Annotated in this window: 20 protein-coding genes; 11 read left to right on the forward strand and 9 right to left on the reverse strand. The window is 42.1% G+C overall.

The features are described from left to right. Positions 1-52: 52 nt before the first annotated feature. From ACEQZT_RS10780 to murA, 4 genes are all read left to right on the forward strand, one after another. The gene (locus tag ACEQZT_RS10780) at positions 53-466 is read left to right on the forward strand and encodes a RidA family protein (protein ID WP_370089433.1); all 414 of its coding nucleotides are present in this window, start codon (positions 53-55) and stop codon (positions 464-466) included. Between the two features lies 1 nt (position 467). Next, positions 468-887, forward strand: a complete 420-nt coding sequence (locus ACEQZT_RS10785) for a DUF5362 family protein (protein WP_370089434.1) — start codon at positions 468-470, stop codon at positions 885-887. 40 nt (positions 888-927) lie between these two features. After that, positions 928-1623 carry a DUF4290 domain-containing protein gene (locus tag ACEQZT_RS10790; protein ID WP_370089435.1) on the forward strand — a complete coding sequence of 232 codons (696 nt, stop codon included), beginning with the start codon at positions 928-930 and terminating at the stop codon, positions 1621-1623. A gap of 84 nt (positions 1624-1707) precedes the next feature. Continuing rightward, complete coding sequence (gene murA / locus ACEQZT_RS10795) at positions 1708-3015, forward strand: UDP-N-acetylglucosamine 1-carboxyvinyltransferase (RefSeq protein WP_370089436.1); 1308 nt, start codon at positions 1708-1710, stop codon at positions 3013-3015. 26 nt (positions 3016-3041) lie between these two features. On the opposite strand, the gene ACEQZT_RS10800 is transcribed toward murA, so the two are convergent. From ACEQZT_RS10800 to ACEQZT_RS10810, 3 genes are read right to left on the reverse strand one after another with little or no spacing between them, the layout of a single operon-like run. Next, entirely contained in the window at positions 3042-3449 is a 408-nt protein-coding gene (locus tag ACEQZT_RS10800) for a BLUF domain-containing protein (RefSeq protein ID WP_370089437.1), read from the reverse strand. 33 nt (positions 3450-3482) lie between these two features. Beyond that, on the reverse strand, positions 3483-4391 hold the full coding sequence (locus tag ACEQZT_RS10805) for an MBL fold metallo-hydrolase (RefSeq protein ID WP_370089438.1): 909 nt from the start codon (positions 4389-4391) through the stop codon (positions 3483-3485). 56 nt (positions 4392-4447) lie between these two features. Next, complete coding sequence (locus ACEQZT_RS10810) at positions 4448-5755, reverse strand: tetratricopeptide repeat protein (protein ID WP_370089439.1); 1308 nt, start codon at positions 5753-5755, stop codon at positions 4448-4450. Positions 5756-5935: 180 nt separating this feature from the next. Here ACEQZT_RS10810 and ACEQZT_RS10815 point away from each other — a divergent pair, with 180 nt between their 5' ends. The 3 genes from ACEQZT_RS10815 to ACEQZT_RS10825 are packed head-to-tail and all read left to right on the forward strand — an operon-like array spanning position 5936 to position 7621. Continuing rightward, the gene (locus ACEQZT_RS10815) at positions 5936-6505 is read left to right on the forward strand and encodes a MarC family protein (RefSeq protein ID WP_370089440.1); all 570 of its coding nucleotides are present in this window, start codon (positions 5936-5938) and stop codon (positions 6503-6505) included. Further along, on the forward strand, positions 6502-6957 hold the full coding sequence (gene rnhA / locus ACEQZT_RS10820) for a ribonuclease HI (RefSeq protein ID WP_370089441.1): 456 nt from the start codon (positions 6502-6504) through the stop codon (positions 6955-6957). Before ACEQZT_RS10815 ends, rnhA begins: the two co-directional genes overlap by 4 nt. 34 nt (positions 6958-6991) lie before the next feature. Continuing rightward, on the forward strand, positions 6992-7621 hold the full coding sequence (locus ACEQZT_RS10825) for a hypothetical protein (RefSeq protein WP_370089442.1): 630 nt from the start codon (positions 6992-6994) through the stop codon (positions 7619-7621). A 2-nt stretch (positions 7622-7623) separates the two neighbouring features. Here ACEQZT_RS10825 and ACEQZT_RS10830 read toward each other — a convergent pair whose 3' ends face one another. The 4 genes from ACEQZT_RS10830 to ubiE are packed head-to-tail and all read right to left on the reverse strand — an operon-like array spanning position 7624 to position 11250. After that, a complete protein-coding gene (locus ACEQZT_RS10830) occupies positions 7624-8970 on the reverse strand; it encodes a saccharopine dehydrogenase family protein (RefSeq protein ID WP_370089443.1) in 1347 nt (448 codons plus the stop codon). A 38-nt stretch (positions 8971-9008) separates the two neighbouring features. Next, a complete protein-coding gene (locus ACEQZT_RS10835; protein ID WP_370089444.1) occupies positions 9009-9761 on the reverse strand; it encodes an SDR family NAD(P)-dependent oxidoreductase in 753 nt (250 codons plus the stop codon). Further along, positions 9758-10579 (reverse strand): porin family protein, encoded by an 822-nt coding sequence (locus ACEQZT_RS10840; RefSeq protein WP_370089445.1) that lies wholly within the window; start codon positions 10577-10579, stop codon positions 9758-9760. The genes ACEQZT_RS10835 and ACEQZT_RS10840 overlap by 4 nt, the downstream gene beginning before the upstream one ends. After that, positions 10528-11250, reverse strand: a complete 723-nt coding sequence (gene ubiE / locus ACEQZT_RS10845) for a bifunctional demethylmenaquinone methyltransferase/2-methoxy-6-polyprenyl-1,4-benzoquinol methylase UbiE (protein ID WP_370089446.1) — start codon at positions 11248-11250, stop codon at positions 10528-10530. The genes ACEQZT_RS10840 and ubiE overlap by 52 nt, the downstream gene beginning before the upstream one ends. 62 nt (positions 11251-11312) lie before the next feature. Here ubiE and yihA point away from each other — a divergent pair, with 62 nt between their 5' ends. The 3 genes from yihA to ACEQZT_RS10860 are packed head-to-tail and all read left to right on the forward strand — an operon-like array spanning position 11313 to position 12854. Further along, the gene (yihA, locus tag ACEQZT_RS10850) at positions 11313-11915 is read left to right on the forward strand and encodes a ribosome biogenesis GTP-binding protein YihA/YsxC (RefSeq protein ID WP_370089447.1); all 603 of its coding nucleotides are present in this window, start codon (positions 11313-11315) and stop codon (positions 11913-11915) included. Between the two features lie 29 nt (positions 11916-11944). Beyond that, on the forward strand, positions 11945-12409 hold the full coding sequence (locus tag ACEQZT_RS10855; protein WP_370089448.1) for a DUF5606 domain-containing protein: 465 nt from the start codon (positions 11945-11947) through the stop codon (positions 12407-12409). After that, a complete protein-coding gene (locus tag ACEQZT_RS10860) occupies positions 12402-12854 on the forward strand; it encodes an acyl-CoA thioesterase (protein ID WP_370089449.1) in 453 nt (150 codons plus the stop codon). Before ACEQZT_RS10855 ends, ACEQZT_RS10860 begins: the two co-directional genes overlap by 8 nt. Here ACEQZT_RS10860 and ACEQZT_RS10865 read toward each other — a convergent pair. Next, positions 12844-13317, reverse strand: a complete 474-nt coding sequence (locus ACEQZT_RS10865; protein WP_370089450.1) for a nuclear transport factor 2 family protein — start codon at positions 13315-13317, stop codon at positions 12844-12846. The genes ACEQZT_RS10860 and ACEQZT_RS10865 overlap by 11 nt on opposite strands. Before the next feature lie 51 nt (positions 13318-13368). Here ACEQZT_RS10865 and ACEQZT_RS10870 point away from each other — a divergent pair, with 51 nt between their 5' ends. Continuing rightward, a complete protein-coding gene (locus ACEQZT_RS10870) occupies positions 13369-13686 on the forward strand; it encodes a hypothetical protein (protein WP_370089451.1) in 318 nt (105 codons plus the stop codon). Here the strand turns inward: ACEQZT_RS10870 and fbp are convergent. Beyond that, complete coding sequence (gene fbp, locus ACEQZT_RS10875) at positions 13664-14668, reverse strand: class 1 fructose-bisphosphatase (RefSeq protein ID WP_370089452.1); 1005 nt, start codon at positions 14666-14668, stop codon at positions 13664-13666. The two genes, ACEQZT_RS10870 and fbp, sit on opposite strands and share 23 nt — an antisense overlap. Positions 14669-14703: the final 35 nt, after the last annotated feature.

The following is a 14703-nucleotide window of genomic DNA, read 5'->3' on the forward strand; positions in this document are numbered from 1 at the left end:
CAGTCGATAGGTGATCTGTCGACTATTGACTATTAAACTAAAAAACTTGAAAATGAAATTTGATTCAGACAAGGCACCAGAGCCTGTGGGACTTTACCCTCATGCAAGAAAGGTAGGAAATTTACTTTTTTTGTCAGGAGTGGGACCGAGAGAAAGAGGCACTAAAAAGATCCCGGGCGTAGAGTTAGACGAAAATGGAGAAATTATCAGCTACGATATAGCTGAGCAGTGTCACTCTGTATTTAAGAATGTAAGGCTTATTCTGGAGGCCTCAGGTGCAGGCTGGGATGATTTGGTGGATGTGACTGTTTTCCTCACCAATATGAAAGATGACTTTAAAATCTATAATAAAATCTACGCTGAGTACTTCAAAGACAATCAGCCGTGTAGGACGACCGTAGAGATCAGTTCACTGCCCACACCCATCGCGATTGAGTTGAAGTGTATAGCAACAATAAAAGAGTAAAATGGAAGAAAATCAATTGAAACTTACTAGCGCCGATCAAGCCAATTTTTTAGAAACAGCCAGATGGGGAAAATTCCTCTCGATAGTTGGTTTTGTTATGAGTGGCTTTATCGTTTTAGCAGGGCTTGCCATGTTTGGAGGAGCATTTGGAGGGGTTTATCCAGGTCTTGGAGGAAGTGTAGGCATTGTCTACATTTTATTTTCTCTTCTTTATATTTTCCCGTCACTATACTTGTTTCGCTTTAGTACACAAGTTAGGAACGGCATAAAGGCCAATGATCAATCGGAATGTTCAGAGGCTTATGCTAACATGAAGAGGCTGTTTGTTTTCATGGGCATATTGACCATTGTGGTACTTTCACTTTACGCACTAGCCATTTTGTTTATGATTATGGGAGGTGTAATGGGCGGAATGCTTTGACCTAACCCTGAATTACCTATTTTTGAGGCTTAATAGAATTATGGAAACATCATTGGAATACAACACTCAGCGAGTGCAGCTGAAATTGAGAGAATACGGAAGGAATGTGCAGAACCTTGTTGCACACCTTAAAACTATCAAAGAGAAGGAAGAGCGGAACAAGAAGGCAGCTACGCTGGTAGAGCTGATGAAGATGATCAATCCTGATTTGGGTAATGATAACGAGAGTGATCAAAAGGTGTGGGATGACCTTCACATTATATCCAACTTCGAGTTGGATATAGAAGGACCGTTTCCTAAGCCGGATCCATCTGTTTTAGATAGAAAACCTGAGCGATTAAAATACTACTCAAACGAAATCAAATTTCGTCACTATGGTCGAAGTGTTGAGTTGCTGATTGATCAGGCTGTTGCCATGGAAGACCCTAAGGAGCAAGAAGGAGCTGTGGTAGCGATTGGTCGATTGATGAAAGGATTTTTCCAGACATGGAATAAAGAAAGCATAGAGGACGAGCAAATCCTGAAAAACATCAAAAGAATGTCTGATAATAAACTAGACATCAATATTGAGACGGTGAAGGAGCTAGGCCTGTTCGATTCTGACAAGAAACATTCTGGCAGAAGAACCAGCAATAACAATAATAAAGGCCGAAGAAACAATCAAGGTGGAAAAGGCGGTCAGCGAAGAAATGGTCCTCACAATAGAGGAGGCGGAAATAATCGAAGAAGAAATTAATTCCATTTTTGATTTGAGGATGGTTTCGATAGCTTAGTTGCCCAATCGAAACAATTAGTAAATCATCAAATTTTCAAATCGATAATGTCATCTTTTCGGGTAGAAGGCGGTCACCGGCTAAACGGTGAAATAATCCCTCAGGGAGCTAAAAACGAAGCGCTTCAAATAATCTCAGCAGTACTTCTGACAGATCAGAAAGTCGTGATCAATAAAATCCCTCAAATCAGGGATGTGCTGAAACTGATCGAACTACTTGCAGACTTAGGCGTGGAGGTTTCCGATCTTGGAGGTGAGTCATACTCATTCAAGGCTGCCAATATCAATCTCGACTTTTTAAACACTAACGACTTTAAGGAAAAAGCATCGGCACTTAGAGGATCGATCATGATTCTGGGGCCACTGTTGGCTCGATTTGGAACCGGTAGAATGCCCAAGCCCGGTGGTGATAAGATCGGCCGGAGAAGACTGGATACGCACTTTGTAGGCTTTCAAAAGCTGGGCGCCAAGTTCAACTACGATTCAAAAACTTCATTCTATACCGTGGATGGCACCAATTTGAAGGGTGCATATATGCTGCTGGATGAAGCCTCAGTGACCGGAACTGCCAATATCATTATGGCAGCCGTGATGGCTGAAGGGTTGACTACCATCTACAATGCTGCCTGTGAACCATACATACAGCAACTCTGCAAAATGCTCAACAGGATGGGAGCAAACATCGAAGGTGTGGGATCGAATTTACTAAGGATCGAAGGTGTCAAGTCACTAAACGGCACAGAGCATACTCTGCTTCCGGATATGATCGAAGTGGGGAGTTTCATTGGTATGGCCGCCATGACGGGCTCAGACCTTACCATCAAAAATGCCCAAATCAAAGAGTTGGGCATCATCCCTGATACCTTCCGCAGGTTGGGTATAAAAATGGACTTTAAAGGGGATGATATTCATGTACCGGCGCAGGATCATTATGAAATCGAGTCTTACATCGATGGGTCTATTCTTACCATTGCAGATGCAATTTGGCCGGGACTTACACCTGACCTTTTAAGTGTGATTTTGGTGACAGCAACTCAAGCCAGAGGCACAGCTTTAATTCATCAGAAGATGTTTGAGAGTCGGTTATTCTTCGTAGATAAGCTGATTGATATGGGCGCACAGATCATCCTTTGTGATCCGCACAGAGCCACCGTGATAGGCCTGGATCGGGCATACCCGCTTCGTGGTATCACCATGACATCACCGGATATTCGTGCTGGGGTTTCATTGCTGATTGCAGCTATGTCTGCCGAGGGCGTGAGCATCATTCATAATATTGATCAGATCGATCGTGGGTATCAGTTTATTGATGATCGACTAAATGCTCTAGGAGCTAAGATTGAACGGGTGAGCTAGTTTTTGGGAAAGGGCTATCTATGATTTTATTCCATTATGGGCTTAATGTCCTTCCAAAATCCCTTTACGGTCTTTATTGTAGTTTCAGAGTTTTCATCTAGCAGCTTTTTATCAAGGTTGAATTTTGATTGCATTTTCGAATTTTCACCTTTAAAGTAACCCATATTCCAGTCATTAAAATCACGGTTCTTTTTCGTGCCATGGTATAGAAGAGTCACCTTAAAGTGTCTGTGGTCTTTTTCTATACTTGCATAGATTTCTCGAACAGCAACTTCATCACCCTCCAGGATCTGAATAAATCTCCCATCAAAGAAAATCAGGCATCCAGTCACATCATTATCTTTATTTCTGGCTCTGGAGATAATCAGGATGTCTGCAATGTCAATATTTGTGATCCCTGGTTTAGCAATCGAATGGTAAACTAACTCATACATAATAGGCGGTGGTGATGTTGTATGAGTATTAATTTAATACTTTTTTCCCTGTTCCGCCACCCCATAGCCATTTCTGTTGACTTCATTTCTTGCACGTTTGTCAAACAGAAGTGGATTAGTATGGTTGAGGTGTATGAATTTAATCTTGCTTTTTATGCTATCTGGTTGTTTATCAAACAGGAGCATGGTCTCCTGAACAAACGGATGTGGCATTTCGCTCATCGGACGGTTGGGTAGCTCCCCATCCTTGAAAAATGTGGCATCTATAAATGCATAGTCCACTTTAGGATCTTTCACCACTTCCACGATATCTCTGTCCCATTTGTGCCACTTATCAATGTCGGGAATGAAAATGTACCCTTTTCTTGGAGTGATGATTTTAAAGCCGGCTGTTTCTGAATATTCATCACGATGAGGGACGGTGAAGGCTGTGACTTCAATCGATGCACCCAATTCAAGGGATTGATCTTCGACCATGGAAACAGGGTCAATGTTTTCAAAGTTTACCAGCTGACTCCATGGCCCATCATTTTTCAGAAACTCAATCATTTTTGGTAAGGCATAGACCTTTACCCCGCTGGCACCTAGCGCCTCTTTTCCTAGAAACATGAGTCCGGTGTAGTGGCCGATGTGCGCATGAGTCACAAATATGCCTGATGGTAGATAGGGATATTGTCCATCGGTGAGGTTACGAAAATATTGGAATTGTTTGTCTAAATCCGGTGAGGCTTCAAACATCCACCATTGTTTGCTCTCGGGATCTACCAACGCCAGTGAAGTCACGTATCGGGAAAGATTAGGGTTGCTGTGCGCTCTCAAGCACTCATTTTGACATCCGATGTGCGGAAACCCTCCATCCTGAGCAGTGCCCAGCACGATGATATGTTGGCCAGGTAGTGTCAGAGACAGTACGAGAAGAATTGCAACTCCGAATGCTTTCATTTAATAAAAATAAAAAAGCCCCACCAGAGGCGAGACTTCTCATTTAAGAAAAGATTTTATCTCCGCTGCAGAGCGACTGACTCGTTGATCCAGCAACCCACGGTAATGGACTGCCCTTCTTCCATTCCTTCATTGAAAATTTCTTCAATGGATGGAAACTGTTCTTTCGATGCAGCCATTTGAGACTTGTTACCAGCTTTCTCATACATTTTGTAAGCGGCAAGGAATACACCTCTGTCTCGAACTTTGCTTTTGTCACCACGACAGTCATCGTAGCTCGTAAAGTACAAGTTGCCTATCAGATTATAAGCTTCTGAGCTTCCGGGCTTTGCACTCAGTGCCTCGTACGCTAGTGATCTTGCTCTCGATTTGTTGCCAAGCTTACTGTGTGCTACGGCTTGCCCCATCAAGGCGTCATACTTTCCCTCATTTGAAGAGGCAAGCTTTGCAGCTTCTTCATGGTATTGAAGCCCTTTATTCACTTCACCGCTGGCCAGGTATTTGTTGCCTATTGCGCTAGCCAACGCAAATGAGGGTTGCTCCTTGAATACCGGCTCACTGGCCTCCAGAAAGTAAGGCTGATCTGTGCATTTCGCCTCTACAGAATACTTGAATATTTTTTTGGCTGTATTTAGGTCGGTTGGATTCGCTCTAAATTTTGGAACCAGCTGAGCTTCTATAAATTCACAAGTAAGAATGCCAGGGATTGAGCTTAGCCATGCATCTGTTTTTGCCTGTTCCTTGTCTAATTTATCCGGACTTTCACCATTCTTTCTTTTTTGTTCGATGATGTCTGATATCTGGGTGTGAATATCCAATACTTTTTCTGCTGGCATCTTATCCGGGGCTGACTCATGGTAATTCTTAGCTAACAGCATGAATGGATTTAAGTTGAAAGTTGAAATTTCAGGTCCATTCATTTCAAAAGCCTTGGAATAGAGATCATAAAGCATTGGGTACTTTGATGGTGTTCTGTAGTGCATTTTGAACGCTTCGTATGCTTTTCTGTCCATGGTGGATGCAGCATTGTCAAAATACTTGATTCGCTGGTCATACATCCAAAGTAAGGAGTCTTGTAGACGCTCCTTCCGACCTTTATCTGTAGTCTTCTTTAGCATATCTTCAATACAATCTACACCCTGGATGTATATAGAAGGATTAAGGTTGGGGTTGTTTTCGTATAGCCAGTTTAGAGGCTTCATTGCCTCAGCAAATTTGCTTTGAGCAATTAAAAGCTTATAGTATGCTTGTTTTTCCATTGCCTGGCTTTTCATGTTCGGATCTTCTGGCCAGTTCCAGCCTTCCTGTGCCAGGGATAAAGAAGATATAAGCACGAGTAGTGCAAAAAATGTAGATTTAATCATGTCCTTTTGAGTTGTATTTCAGATTTTGCCTTTAGTCAAAATTATTCAGGCGAAAACAATGCCAATTGATTTTTGCAGGGCGCTCATAAAAATGATTTGCAAAATGAATAATTTTTTATGCTATTACGGCTATCGATCACATTAGTTTTGTGTTAAATATCATCTTATTAAATCAATCGAATGTTCAATTTTAAAGAAATTATTAGTGTTTCGCTTATTCTCTTCTCTGTGATAGATATTCTAGGGAGTATTCCTATCATCATTGACTTGAGGAAGAAATTTGGTCATGTGCAGTCTGAAAAGGCCACTCTCGTGTCCGGGATTATCATGGTGATCTTCCTTTTTTTGGGCGAAAGCATTCTGAAACTCTTTGGGATTGATATCAACTCATTTGCCATAGCAGGAGCTATAATTATGTTTCTGTTAGGGATGGAGATGATTTTAGGGCGTCAGTTTTTCAGAGCTGATCCTGAAGAGTCTAAAAGTGCATCTATTGTTCCGATTGCTTTTCCATTGATAGCAGGGGCGGGTACGATGACTACATTGGTTTCCTTAAAGGCAGAATTCAGCACAGCAAATATTTTGGTGGGTATAGCGGTCAATTTGGTTTTTGTATACATAGTGTTGAAGACCTGCGGTTGGCTAGAGCGAAAGATTGGTAAGGCGGGTTTTAATATCCTGAGAAAAGTATTTGGTATTGTGTTGCTTGCCATTGCAATCAAAATCTTCAAAAATCACCTTTTGGCATGATTACGATGTATACAGATGGTGCAGCAAAGGGCAACCCTGGCCCTGGTGGCTATGGTACAATCCTTCGATTTGGAGATAAGGAAAAAGAACTATCGGAAGGCTTTCGTCTAACGACAAATAATAGAATGGAGCTACTAGCAGTAATAGCAGGGTTGGAGGCTATCAAAAAGCCGGGGTGGAAGGTGCTCGTAGTGTCTGATAGCAAATACGTAGTAGACTCAGTAACAAAGGGCTGGCTGAAGAGTTGGGTGGTAAAAGATTTTAAAGGAAAAAAGAACCGGGATCTTTGGGAGAGATACCTAAAAGCGTCTGCTCCTCACGATGTTCGGTTTAAATGGGTGAAGGGACATGCCGGTCATCCGGAGAATGAGCGCTGTGATCAACTGGCTGTAGAGGCCGCTGAACGAAAAAACCTGAAAGTAGACGCAGCGTTTGAAAAAGATAAAACATAATCTCTTATTTTAGTCAGAGCATAATCCAGACATCATGAATTTTAACAAAGGTGGTTTTTATTTCCTGTTCGCAGTGATCGTTGTAGGGTCAATGGTTATCTATTTTAAAGTACAGCGCGACTTGAAAATGGAAAATCCAAATTTGACTGATTTAGCAACTGAACCCGACTTGCTAATGAACACAGCAGATAGAACCCTGCAGGATCATAAATCACTAACTGCAATCAAATTTTTGGAAGATGCCATCAAAATGATGAAGCTTCTGGAAAAGGATGGAGATAGCATCAGTACTGGAGCGATTGAGGTGGCTATAAGTGATCTGGAAATAGTGGAAAGTCACATCAAGGCTGAGGATATCAATGATGACCTTATGTATGAGGCTTTTGCCGATGCAATGAATTCTTTGGCATTTGCTTCGTTGAGGGTTTCAGAACAATTTATTCGGGAGGGTAAGAAAGAAGAAGCGAGAATAACCATCCACCATGCCATGGATCACCTTCAAAATTCCATTCGCTTTGCCAGAGGTCAGCAGAAGGAAGATGAAATCAAGATCGCTGCGCACCTTCAGCGCTTAATAGATAATCATTTGGAAAACGACATTTCCGAAATTGATTTGGTTATGGCTGAGATTGATTCAGTTGTGAAGGCACACGTAATCAAGTAGTATCAATAGAACGTAGGTTCTACTTCACGCTCATTAAATACAAGACCTGTAGTTGTGAGCTCGTCCAATACAGGCTCATATATTTCTTTCTTGATAGGCACATGCACCCCACTCAAATTGATTTTTCCCTGAAGAATTAGTTTGGCTGCTATGGCCAGAGGCAGGCCTACTGTTTTTGACATGGCAGTATTTAAATCGTCATCGCCAAGAGCTACCATGCTGGATTCGATCTGACGTGGCTTTCCATCGGAAAGAAAGTTGAACTTGTGCCACATCACGATCATGTCTTTATCTTCCCGATTCAGCGTCCATTTCTTTTTCAAAATGTGCTCCAAAATCTGCGCCGGTGTTCCCTGATTTAATCCAACCAGCTGATCTTCAAACATTCCAAGCCATTTCAGTTTGAACATGATCCCATTATCCAAATCCAAATTCAGGTAGTGTGCCAGCTTCAGCTCAATGGAATCTTTTGGATTGTATGATAGAAAGGAATTGATGAATTGACGGTGGGTCATCTCAGATACACCTTCCATTTGGTAAGTGTCATCAGTAGCGCCCAGCTGCACAAAAACATCCCAAGCAGCGCAGTATCCTGGCCTGCGTAGTGTTCCTCTATATAAAGTCTTAATTCCTCTCAGGTTATAAACATCAAGGTAAGCCAGTGAGTCCCTGTTTGCATACCCTTCAAAATATCCATAATCGGGAATGTAGATTGCTTCGGTTCGCCTGAAAAGTTTTTGATAAGGGATGTACTTGTACCTTCCTTCCTGAATGAACTTGCACGTACCCTGACCAGCCAAAACCACATTTCTAGGGTTCCAGGTAAACTTATACTTCCATGGATTGTCTCCGACAGACTCTTCTGCTACAAGTCCCCCGGTAAATGTTTCAAAGCCTGTAAGTTCGTATCCTTCGGCGCGGAGTTCGTCCAGCACTTTCATGGCAGACATATGGTCAATTCCCGGATCAAGTCCCATTTCCATTATCATTAGCTTACCGGCAGATTCAAACTGACCGTGGAGAGCTTTGATCTCCTCAGTGAGGTAGGATGCTGTAAGAAAATGTTTTTTGAGTTCGGCACATTTTCTGGCCACATGAATGTGTAGAGAGGCCGGAAGCATCGAGATTATTAAATCATTCGCACCTACCAGATTATTTAGTAATTCTGCATCAAATACATCAAAGGGTACAGCCTTGGCTTGTGAGTTCCCTTTAATTTTTGAAGTTGCCAGCTCAAGATCCTTTTCAGCAATGGTGATTTTCCACTGTTGCTCATTGGCATGATCCAGTAAATAATTGATAAGTGCGGTTGAAGATTTGCCCGCCCCGATGATCAGGATATTTTGCATCCGGCAAATATGTGTTTATCGCAAATCTTTCAAAAAGACTATTGACTTTTTTTATTCACAATCGTGCTACTGGCCTGATCTGTAGGAAGAATGAGGAGGTCGCCAATCATTACATGAGCAGGGCGGTTGAGTACAAACTCGATGGTTTCTGCAACATCGATGGCTTTCAGAGGTGTGTAATTTTGATAAACCTTGCTGGCTTTTTCTGTATCACCTTTAAATCTAACCTCACTAAACTCAGTCTCTACCAATCCCGGATCAATGGAGGTAACCTTGATCCCATGCTCATTCAGGTCCATACGCATTCCTTTGGTAAGTGCGTCCACCGCATGTTTTGATGCACAGTAGACATTGCCCCGGGTGTACACTTCAAGTCCGGCAATAGAGCTTACATTAACGATGTGTCCTTTTTTTCTCGCCACCATGCCAGGAATGATGGCCTTACTTACATACAGTAGCCCTTTCACGTTGATGTCCATCATGGCGTCCCAATCATCAGGATTACCATCCTGAATCAGGTCCAGGCCGTGAGCGTTACCTGCATTATTGACTAAAACATCAATTTCTTTCCAATCTGCTGGAAGTGACTCTATCGAAGTAAAAACAGTCTCTTTGTCTCGCACATCAAAGGACAGGATTTTGGAATCGCATGCTAGCTCACTTTGCAGTTTTTCCAGCCGATCTTTCCTACGGCCACAAATGATAAGCCGATAGTTTTTGGATAAAACCCTTGCGGTGGCTTCTCCAATGCCACTCGTTGCACCTGTGATTAATGCGATTGGCTGACTCATTGTTTTAGGCGTTTTTTCTGTCTTGCTTTTATCTGGCCGGCTCCTTTAGTTTTCTTTCCTAGTTTTCTCTTCGTACTAGGACCGCCCTCAAATGTGATGAATATACCTAGATTTTGGGTGGTTAGTTTGTCCAGGCCTACGCTGAATGCATTTTCTGTATCCGTCAGCATGTTTCGCAATCCGTAGGAATACCTTAGCTCCGGCGAGAACTTGAAAAAGGGATAGAAAATATCAAGACCCACGCCCACATCTATGGCCAGATTCCAGTTTCTCAATTCCAGCTTTTCGCCTACATCCTGTTCATCGCCTTTACCAGAAGCTTCTAGTGAGGGATTGATGCCAGCTACCATATACATGGCAAGATTTCCTCTTCGTTCTGACTTGTATTTGATTAGCATGGGCAGTTCTACCATGGTAGCATCTTTTAGTTCCCTTTGTGTGATACCATTGGTAAATCGATAGCTGAGGTCATTTTCATAAAATCCCACTGTAGGCAATAGACGAAAATCCAGACTTCTGGTTAGTTTCATGTTGATCACAAAACCCAGCTTAAATCCACCAAGATTTCCGGGGACAATGGAATGGACGGTATCCATCGCCGGGGAAGTGAAATAGTCAGAGTAGCGAATCATGTATTTGGATGAATGCACTCCAATGAGAAACCCATAGTGAATCCACTGATCTTCATAGTTGATCAGGTTGTCTGAGGGATTGTTTTGAGCAATTGAGGATTGCCCCAACCCAAGAATCAACAAAAAGGCAAGAGCTACTTTTCTCCCACGTAGATAGAACTGATGCCTAGCGTTAATGATTTGCATTTAGTGTTTTTATATCCTGTTTTCTCCAGAATACTTAGAAAATCATTCCCGAACGGAAACTCATTTACAGACTCTGGCAAGTAGGTGTAGGCGGCATTATCTTTCGAAACCACCTTTCCAATCTTCGGTAATATCCAACGAAAATAAAAATTATATAATTGTTTGAATGGAAATACCGTGGGTTTTGAAAACTCCAAGATAACAGCCCTACCTCCTGGTCGCAATACCCGATTCATTTCAGAAAGGCCTTTTTCGAGGTTTTCAAAGTTTCTCACCCCAAAAGCAACGATGACAGCATCGAAGGTATTGTCATCAAAATGAAGGTTTTCAGAATCTCCTGATTGCATGTCGATAATCTCGGAATATCCACGTTTTTTCATCTTCTGACGACCAACATTCAGCATGCCTTCAGAGATATCCACTCCAACTACCTTGTCAGGGTTGAGCTTCAACGATTCGATAGCAAAATCGCCGGTACCAGTAGCAATATCGAGAATTTGTTTTGGCTGAAGATCTTTCAGCATTTTGATCGCCTTCTTTCTCCAGCGGATATCAATCCCCAGACTTAAAAAATGATTGAGGAAGTCATACTTACCGGAAATGCTGTCGAACATTTCTGCTACCTGCTTCTTCTTTGCATCCGACTTATCTTTGTAAGGAAGTACCGTCATAATTGCCGCAATATTAGTGGATTAAACCCTTGTACGGTTCAAATGTTATCAGTTTCTTCCTCATGCAGATAAAATCAGCAGAATTTGTAATCAGCAGTCCGGATGTGTCGGGTTGTCCGCCAGCAGACAAGCCTGAGTATGCCTTTATTGGTCGCTCCAATGTTGGAAAATCAAGCCTTATCAACCATTTGACCAGCCGAAAGAAGCTGGCCAAAACCTCATCAACACCTGGTAAAACTCAGTTGATCAATCATTTCATTATTAATGACAGCTGGTATCTGGTGGATCTGCCAGGCTATGGATGGGCACAAACAAGTAAAGTGAACAAAGCTGCCTGGAAGAAGATGATTAATACTTATTTGGAGGAGCGTCAGAACCTGGCATGTGTATTTGTGCTGGTGGATAGCAGGCATGAGCCGCAAAAGATTGACCTGGAATTTATGGAGTGGTTGGGGGAAAATGCCATTCCTTTTTGCATCGTGTTTACCAAAGCTGACAAACTGGGAAAAACGCAGATTCAGTCAAATGTAGCTGCTTATAAAAACGTGATGAGGAAGACATGGGAAGAGTTACCCCCAACTTTTGTGACCTCATCTGCAGATAGAGTGGGAGGAGAAGAAATTTTGGATTTTATTGATCGGATTAATGCAGAGATAGCCGGATAGGATATTTTTGCCACCTCAAAAAATAATTTATGGAGTTTAGTGATATCGCATCAGTTTCCGGAAAAGGAACATTATTCAACATTATTCAGCCTACCCGCACAGGAGTAATCCTGGAGAGTCTGGATGAGCATAAAAAGAAAATGGTAGCTACCATGCACAATAAGGTGAGCATCCTGTCGGAGATTTCGATCTACACAACCGATGCGGAAGGAGCAGTGCCGCTGGAAGATGTGATGAGAAAGATTCATAAAGAATTCAATGGTGATACCGATCTGGACAAAAACAGTAGTCCTGAAGAGTTAAAGGCATTTTTGAAGTTTGTGCTTCCTGAGTACGACGAAGCGAGAGTGTATGTTTCTGATATCAAGAAGGTAGTTAGCTGGTATGATCAGCTGGTAAAGCAAGCACCGGAGGTTTTGGAAGAGAAGAAGGAGGAGAAAAAGAAAGAAACTAAAAAGCCTGCCAAGAAAAAAGAAGAAGCGAAAGGTGAGTGAGGTAAAATATAAATTCAGAGTTCGATGGGCTGACCTTGACCCAAACGGTCACATGAGGCACACAGCATACAACGACTATTGTGCGCAGGCCAGATTGATGTACTTTGAGGAAATAAGCATGCCATTTCACAGACTCCTTAGCATGAATGTGGGGCCAATTCTGTTTCGGGAAGACACCCGATTTTTCAAAGAAATCCGAATGAATGAAGAGTTTGAAGTGGGTTTTACTATTTCAAAACTTCGAAAGGATGGGTCAAAATGGTCGTTTAGACACAATATCTACACAAAAGACGGAGATCTATCAGCAAAAATAGATGTGGATGGTGCATGGCTTGATTTGGCCAAGCGCAGAACGACTGTCCCACCAGCAGAACTGAGTGACCTCCTGATAAATGGAGTGATGTCAGAGGATTTTGAATGGATTCCGGATAAGACTAAGGCTTGATCTCATCAGGAATTTCACAGCCTGATCTCCTCCGTGTATCCACCAGGTGAAATATTTTCCAGCCTTCTTCCTGTTTGATCAAATGAAAAGCATCTACACCACAGTGTGAAAACTGATCATCGACATAAAAAGCATAGTCTACCCAAACGGACGCAAGGTTTCCATCAATCTCCACCTTCTCATTCCAGATTGGCTCATCCCAAACCTGCTCCTTGGGTTGCCCCACCGCATTAATAAACTTCTGGAATTCACCTTTGCTTAAAACAGATTCACCCTCTTGATTTATAAAAGCCGTGAAGGTGTTAGGTGACGCAACAAAACATTGCTTGAGAAGTGTACTATCATTGGTTCTCATAGCTTCAAACACCTGATTCACTACTTTTAGAATTTCTTCTTTTTCATTTTGCTGTGCCATTAGACTCATAGCAAAGCATAATAGGAGTGTTGTTAATATTTTTTTCATGATTATTCTTTGGTTAGCCATCAGAAATCCACCATTATTGATTCATAAATCATGAATGAAGTTACGTTAGCAAAAGAGAGTTATCACCTTGTTCGGAAGGATTTTGGATTAGAGGATGAATTGGAATTTGGACAAGAGGAAAATGACTTTGATCGGTTGGAAGATTTCCTTACAAAACAGGTCAATTACCTGCTGGATCATGATTTAAATAAATTACTCAATGTGCTATACCGTATTGATATACCCGAAAATAGGGTTAAGTCATTACTGCAGAACTCAAAGCAGGGTGAAATTGCCAGAAACATGGCAAAAGCGATTATTGAACGGGAAAAGCAAAAGGTAATAACTAGGCGCCAGTACCAGCCTTGAGGAAAGACATGGCGTGCTTTACCATTTTTGCCGAACCGAGATATAATGGAGTTCGCTGATGGAAAGAAGTAGGTTGAATATCCAAAATACGCTCCTGTCCATTAGTTGCCATTCCTCCTGACTGTTCAGCGATAAACGCCAGCGCATTGCACTCATAGAGCAGTCGAAGCTTTCCATTAACGTCTTTTTCGGTATTTGGGTAGAGGTAAAGACCCCCCTTCATCATATTTCTATGAAAATCTGCCACAAGCGACCCGATGTACCTTGCAGTCATCCCTTTCTTTTTGCAATCATCGATGTAGTCCCTCACCCATTGATCAAATGAATAAAAATTACCTTCATTGATTGAATAGATTTTTCCATCCTTCGGACAGGTCATCTGATTGTGCGAAAGCACAAACTCACCAAGGCTTGGCTCTAATGTAAATCCGTGAACACCTCTTCCAGTGGTATAGACCAGCATGGTAGATGACCCATAAAGAATGTATCCAGCTGCTACCTGCTCGGTACCTTTTTGTAAAATGTCTTCTTCCTGCACAGGTCCTCCTACCGGAGAGATACGCTTGTAAATGGAGAAAATAGTTCCTATCGATACGTTTACGTCAATATTTGAGCTACCATCCAGTGGGTCGATGGCAACTACATATCTGCAGTTGGGATTCAGGTGGATGATTTCCTGCTCCTCTTCCGATACTACCGCACAAGTCATTCCACCATTCCGAAGTGCACGTGTGAAACGAATGTCGGCAACCACATCTAGTTTTTGTTGATCCTCTCCTTGAACATTCTTTTCTCCAAATGCTCCGGTGATATCCAAAAGCCCTGACTTATTTACTTCCTTGTTTATGATCTTCCCAGCCAAAGCAATATCTCTCAAAAGCTGAGACAACTCCCCCGTCGCAGAAGAAAATTCATCCTCTTTTTGCTTAATAAAGCGATCTAAGGTTGTTCCAATCGGAAGGCCAAGCTTACTTTTGTTCATTAGGGTGTTTAATTCAGAATTAAGGTTTTGGATTA

Source organism: Ekhidna sp. (assembly GCF_964218185.1).
In the GTDB taxonomy this organism is placed as follows: Bacteria; Bacteroidota; Bacteroidia; order Cytophagales; family Cyclobacteriaceae; genus Ekhidna.

Bases quoted from the DNA above. Each gene is read 5' to 3' on its own strand.
- ACEQZT_RS10780 (WP_370089433.1), top strand. From the start codon at position 53: ATGAAATTTGATTCAGACAAGGCACCAGAGCCTGTGGGACTTTACCCT.
- ACEQZT_RS10785 (WP_370089434.1), top strand. From the start codon at position 468: ATGGAAGAAAATCAATTGAAACTTACTAGCGCCGATCAAGCCAATTTT.
- ACEQZT_RS10790 (WP_370089435.1), top strand. From the start codon at position 928: ATGGAAACATCATTGGAATACAACACTCAGCGAGTGCAGCTGAAATTG.
- murA (WP_370089436.1), top strand. From the start codon at position 1,708: ATGTCATCTTTTCGGGTAGAAGGCGGTCACCGGCTAAACGGTGAAATA.
- ACEQZT_RS10800 (WP_370089437.1), bottom strand. From the start codon at position 3,449: ATGTATGAGTTAGTTTACCATTCGATTGCTAAACCAGGGATCACAAAT.
- ACEQZT_RS10805 (WP_370089438.1), bottom strand. From the start codon at position 4,391: ATGAAAGCATTCGGAGTTGCAATTCTTCTCGTACTGTCTCTGACACTA.
- ACEQZT_RS10810 (WP_370089439.1), bottom strand. From the start codon at position 5,755: ATGATTAAATCTACATTTTTTGCACTACTCGTGCTTATATCTTCTTTA.
- ACEQZT_RS10815 (WP_370089440.1), top strand. From the start codon at position 5,936: ATGTTCAATTTTAAAGAAATTATTAGTGTTTCGCTTATTCTCTTCTCT.
- rnhA (WP_370089441.1), top strand. From the start codon at position 6,502: ATGATTACGATGTATACAGATGGTGCAGCAAAGGGCAACCCTGGCCCT.
- ACEQZT_RS10825 (WP_370089442.1), top strand. From the start codon at position 6,992: ATGAATTTTAACAAAGGTGGTTTTTATTTCCTGTTCGCAGTGATCGTT.
- ACEQZT_RS10830 (WP_370089443.1), bottom strand. From the start codon at position 8,970: ATGCAAAATATCCTGATCATCGGGGCGGGCAAATCTTCAACCGCACTT.
- ACEQZT_RS10835 (WP_370089444.1), bottom strand. From the start codon at position 9,761: ATGAGTCAGCCAATCGCATTAATCACAGGTGCAACGAGTGGCATTGGA.
- ACEQZT_RS10840 (WP_370089445.1), bottom strand. From the start codon at position 10,579: ATGCAAATCATTAACGCTAGGCATCAGTTCTATCTACGTGGGAGAAAA.
- ubiE (WP_370089446.1), bottom strand. From the start codon at position 11,250: ATGACGGTACTTCCTTACAAAGATAAGTCGGATGCAAAGAAGAAGCAG.
- yihA (WP_370089447.1), top strand. From the start codon at position 11,313: ATGCAGATAAAATCAGCAGAATTTGTAATCAGCAGTCCGGATGTGTCG.
- ACEQZT_RS10855 (WP_370089448.1), top strand. From the start codon at position 11,945: ATGGAGTTTAGTGATATCGCATCAGTTTCCGGAAAAGGAACATTATTC.
- ACEQZT_RS10865 (WP_370089450.1), bottom strand. From the start codon at position 13,317: ATGAAAAAAATATTAACAACACTCCTATTATGCTTTGCTATGAGTCTA.
- ACEQZT_RS10870 (WP_370089451.1), top strand. From the start codon at position 13,369: ATGAATGAAGTTACGTTAGCAAAAGAGAGTTATCACCTTGTTCGGAAG.
- fbp (WP_370089452.1), bottom strand. From the start codon at position 14,668: ATGAACAAAAGTAAGCTTGGCCTTCCGATTGGAACAACCTTAGATCGC.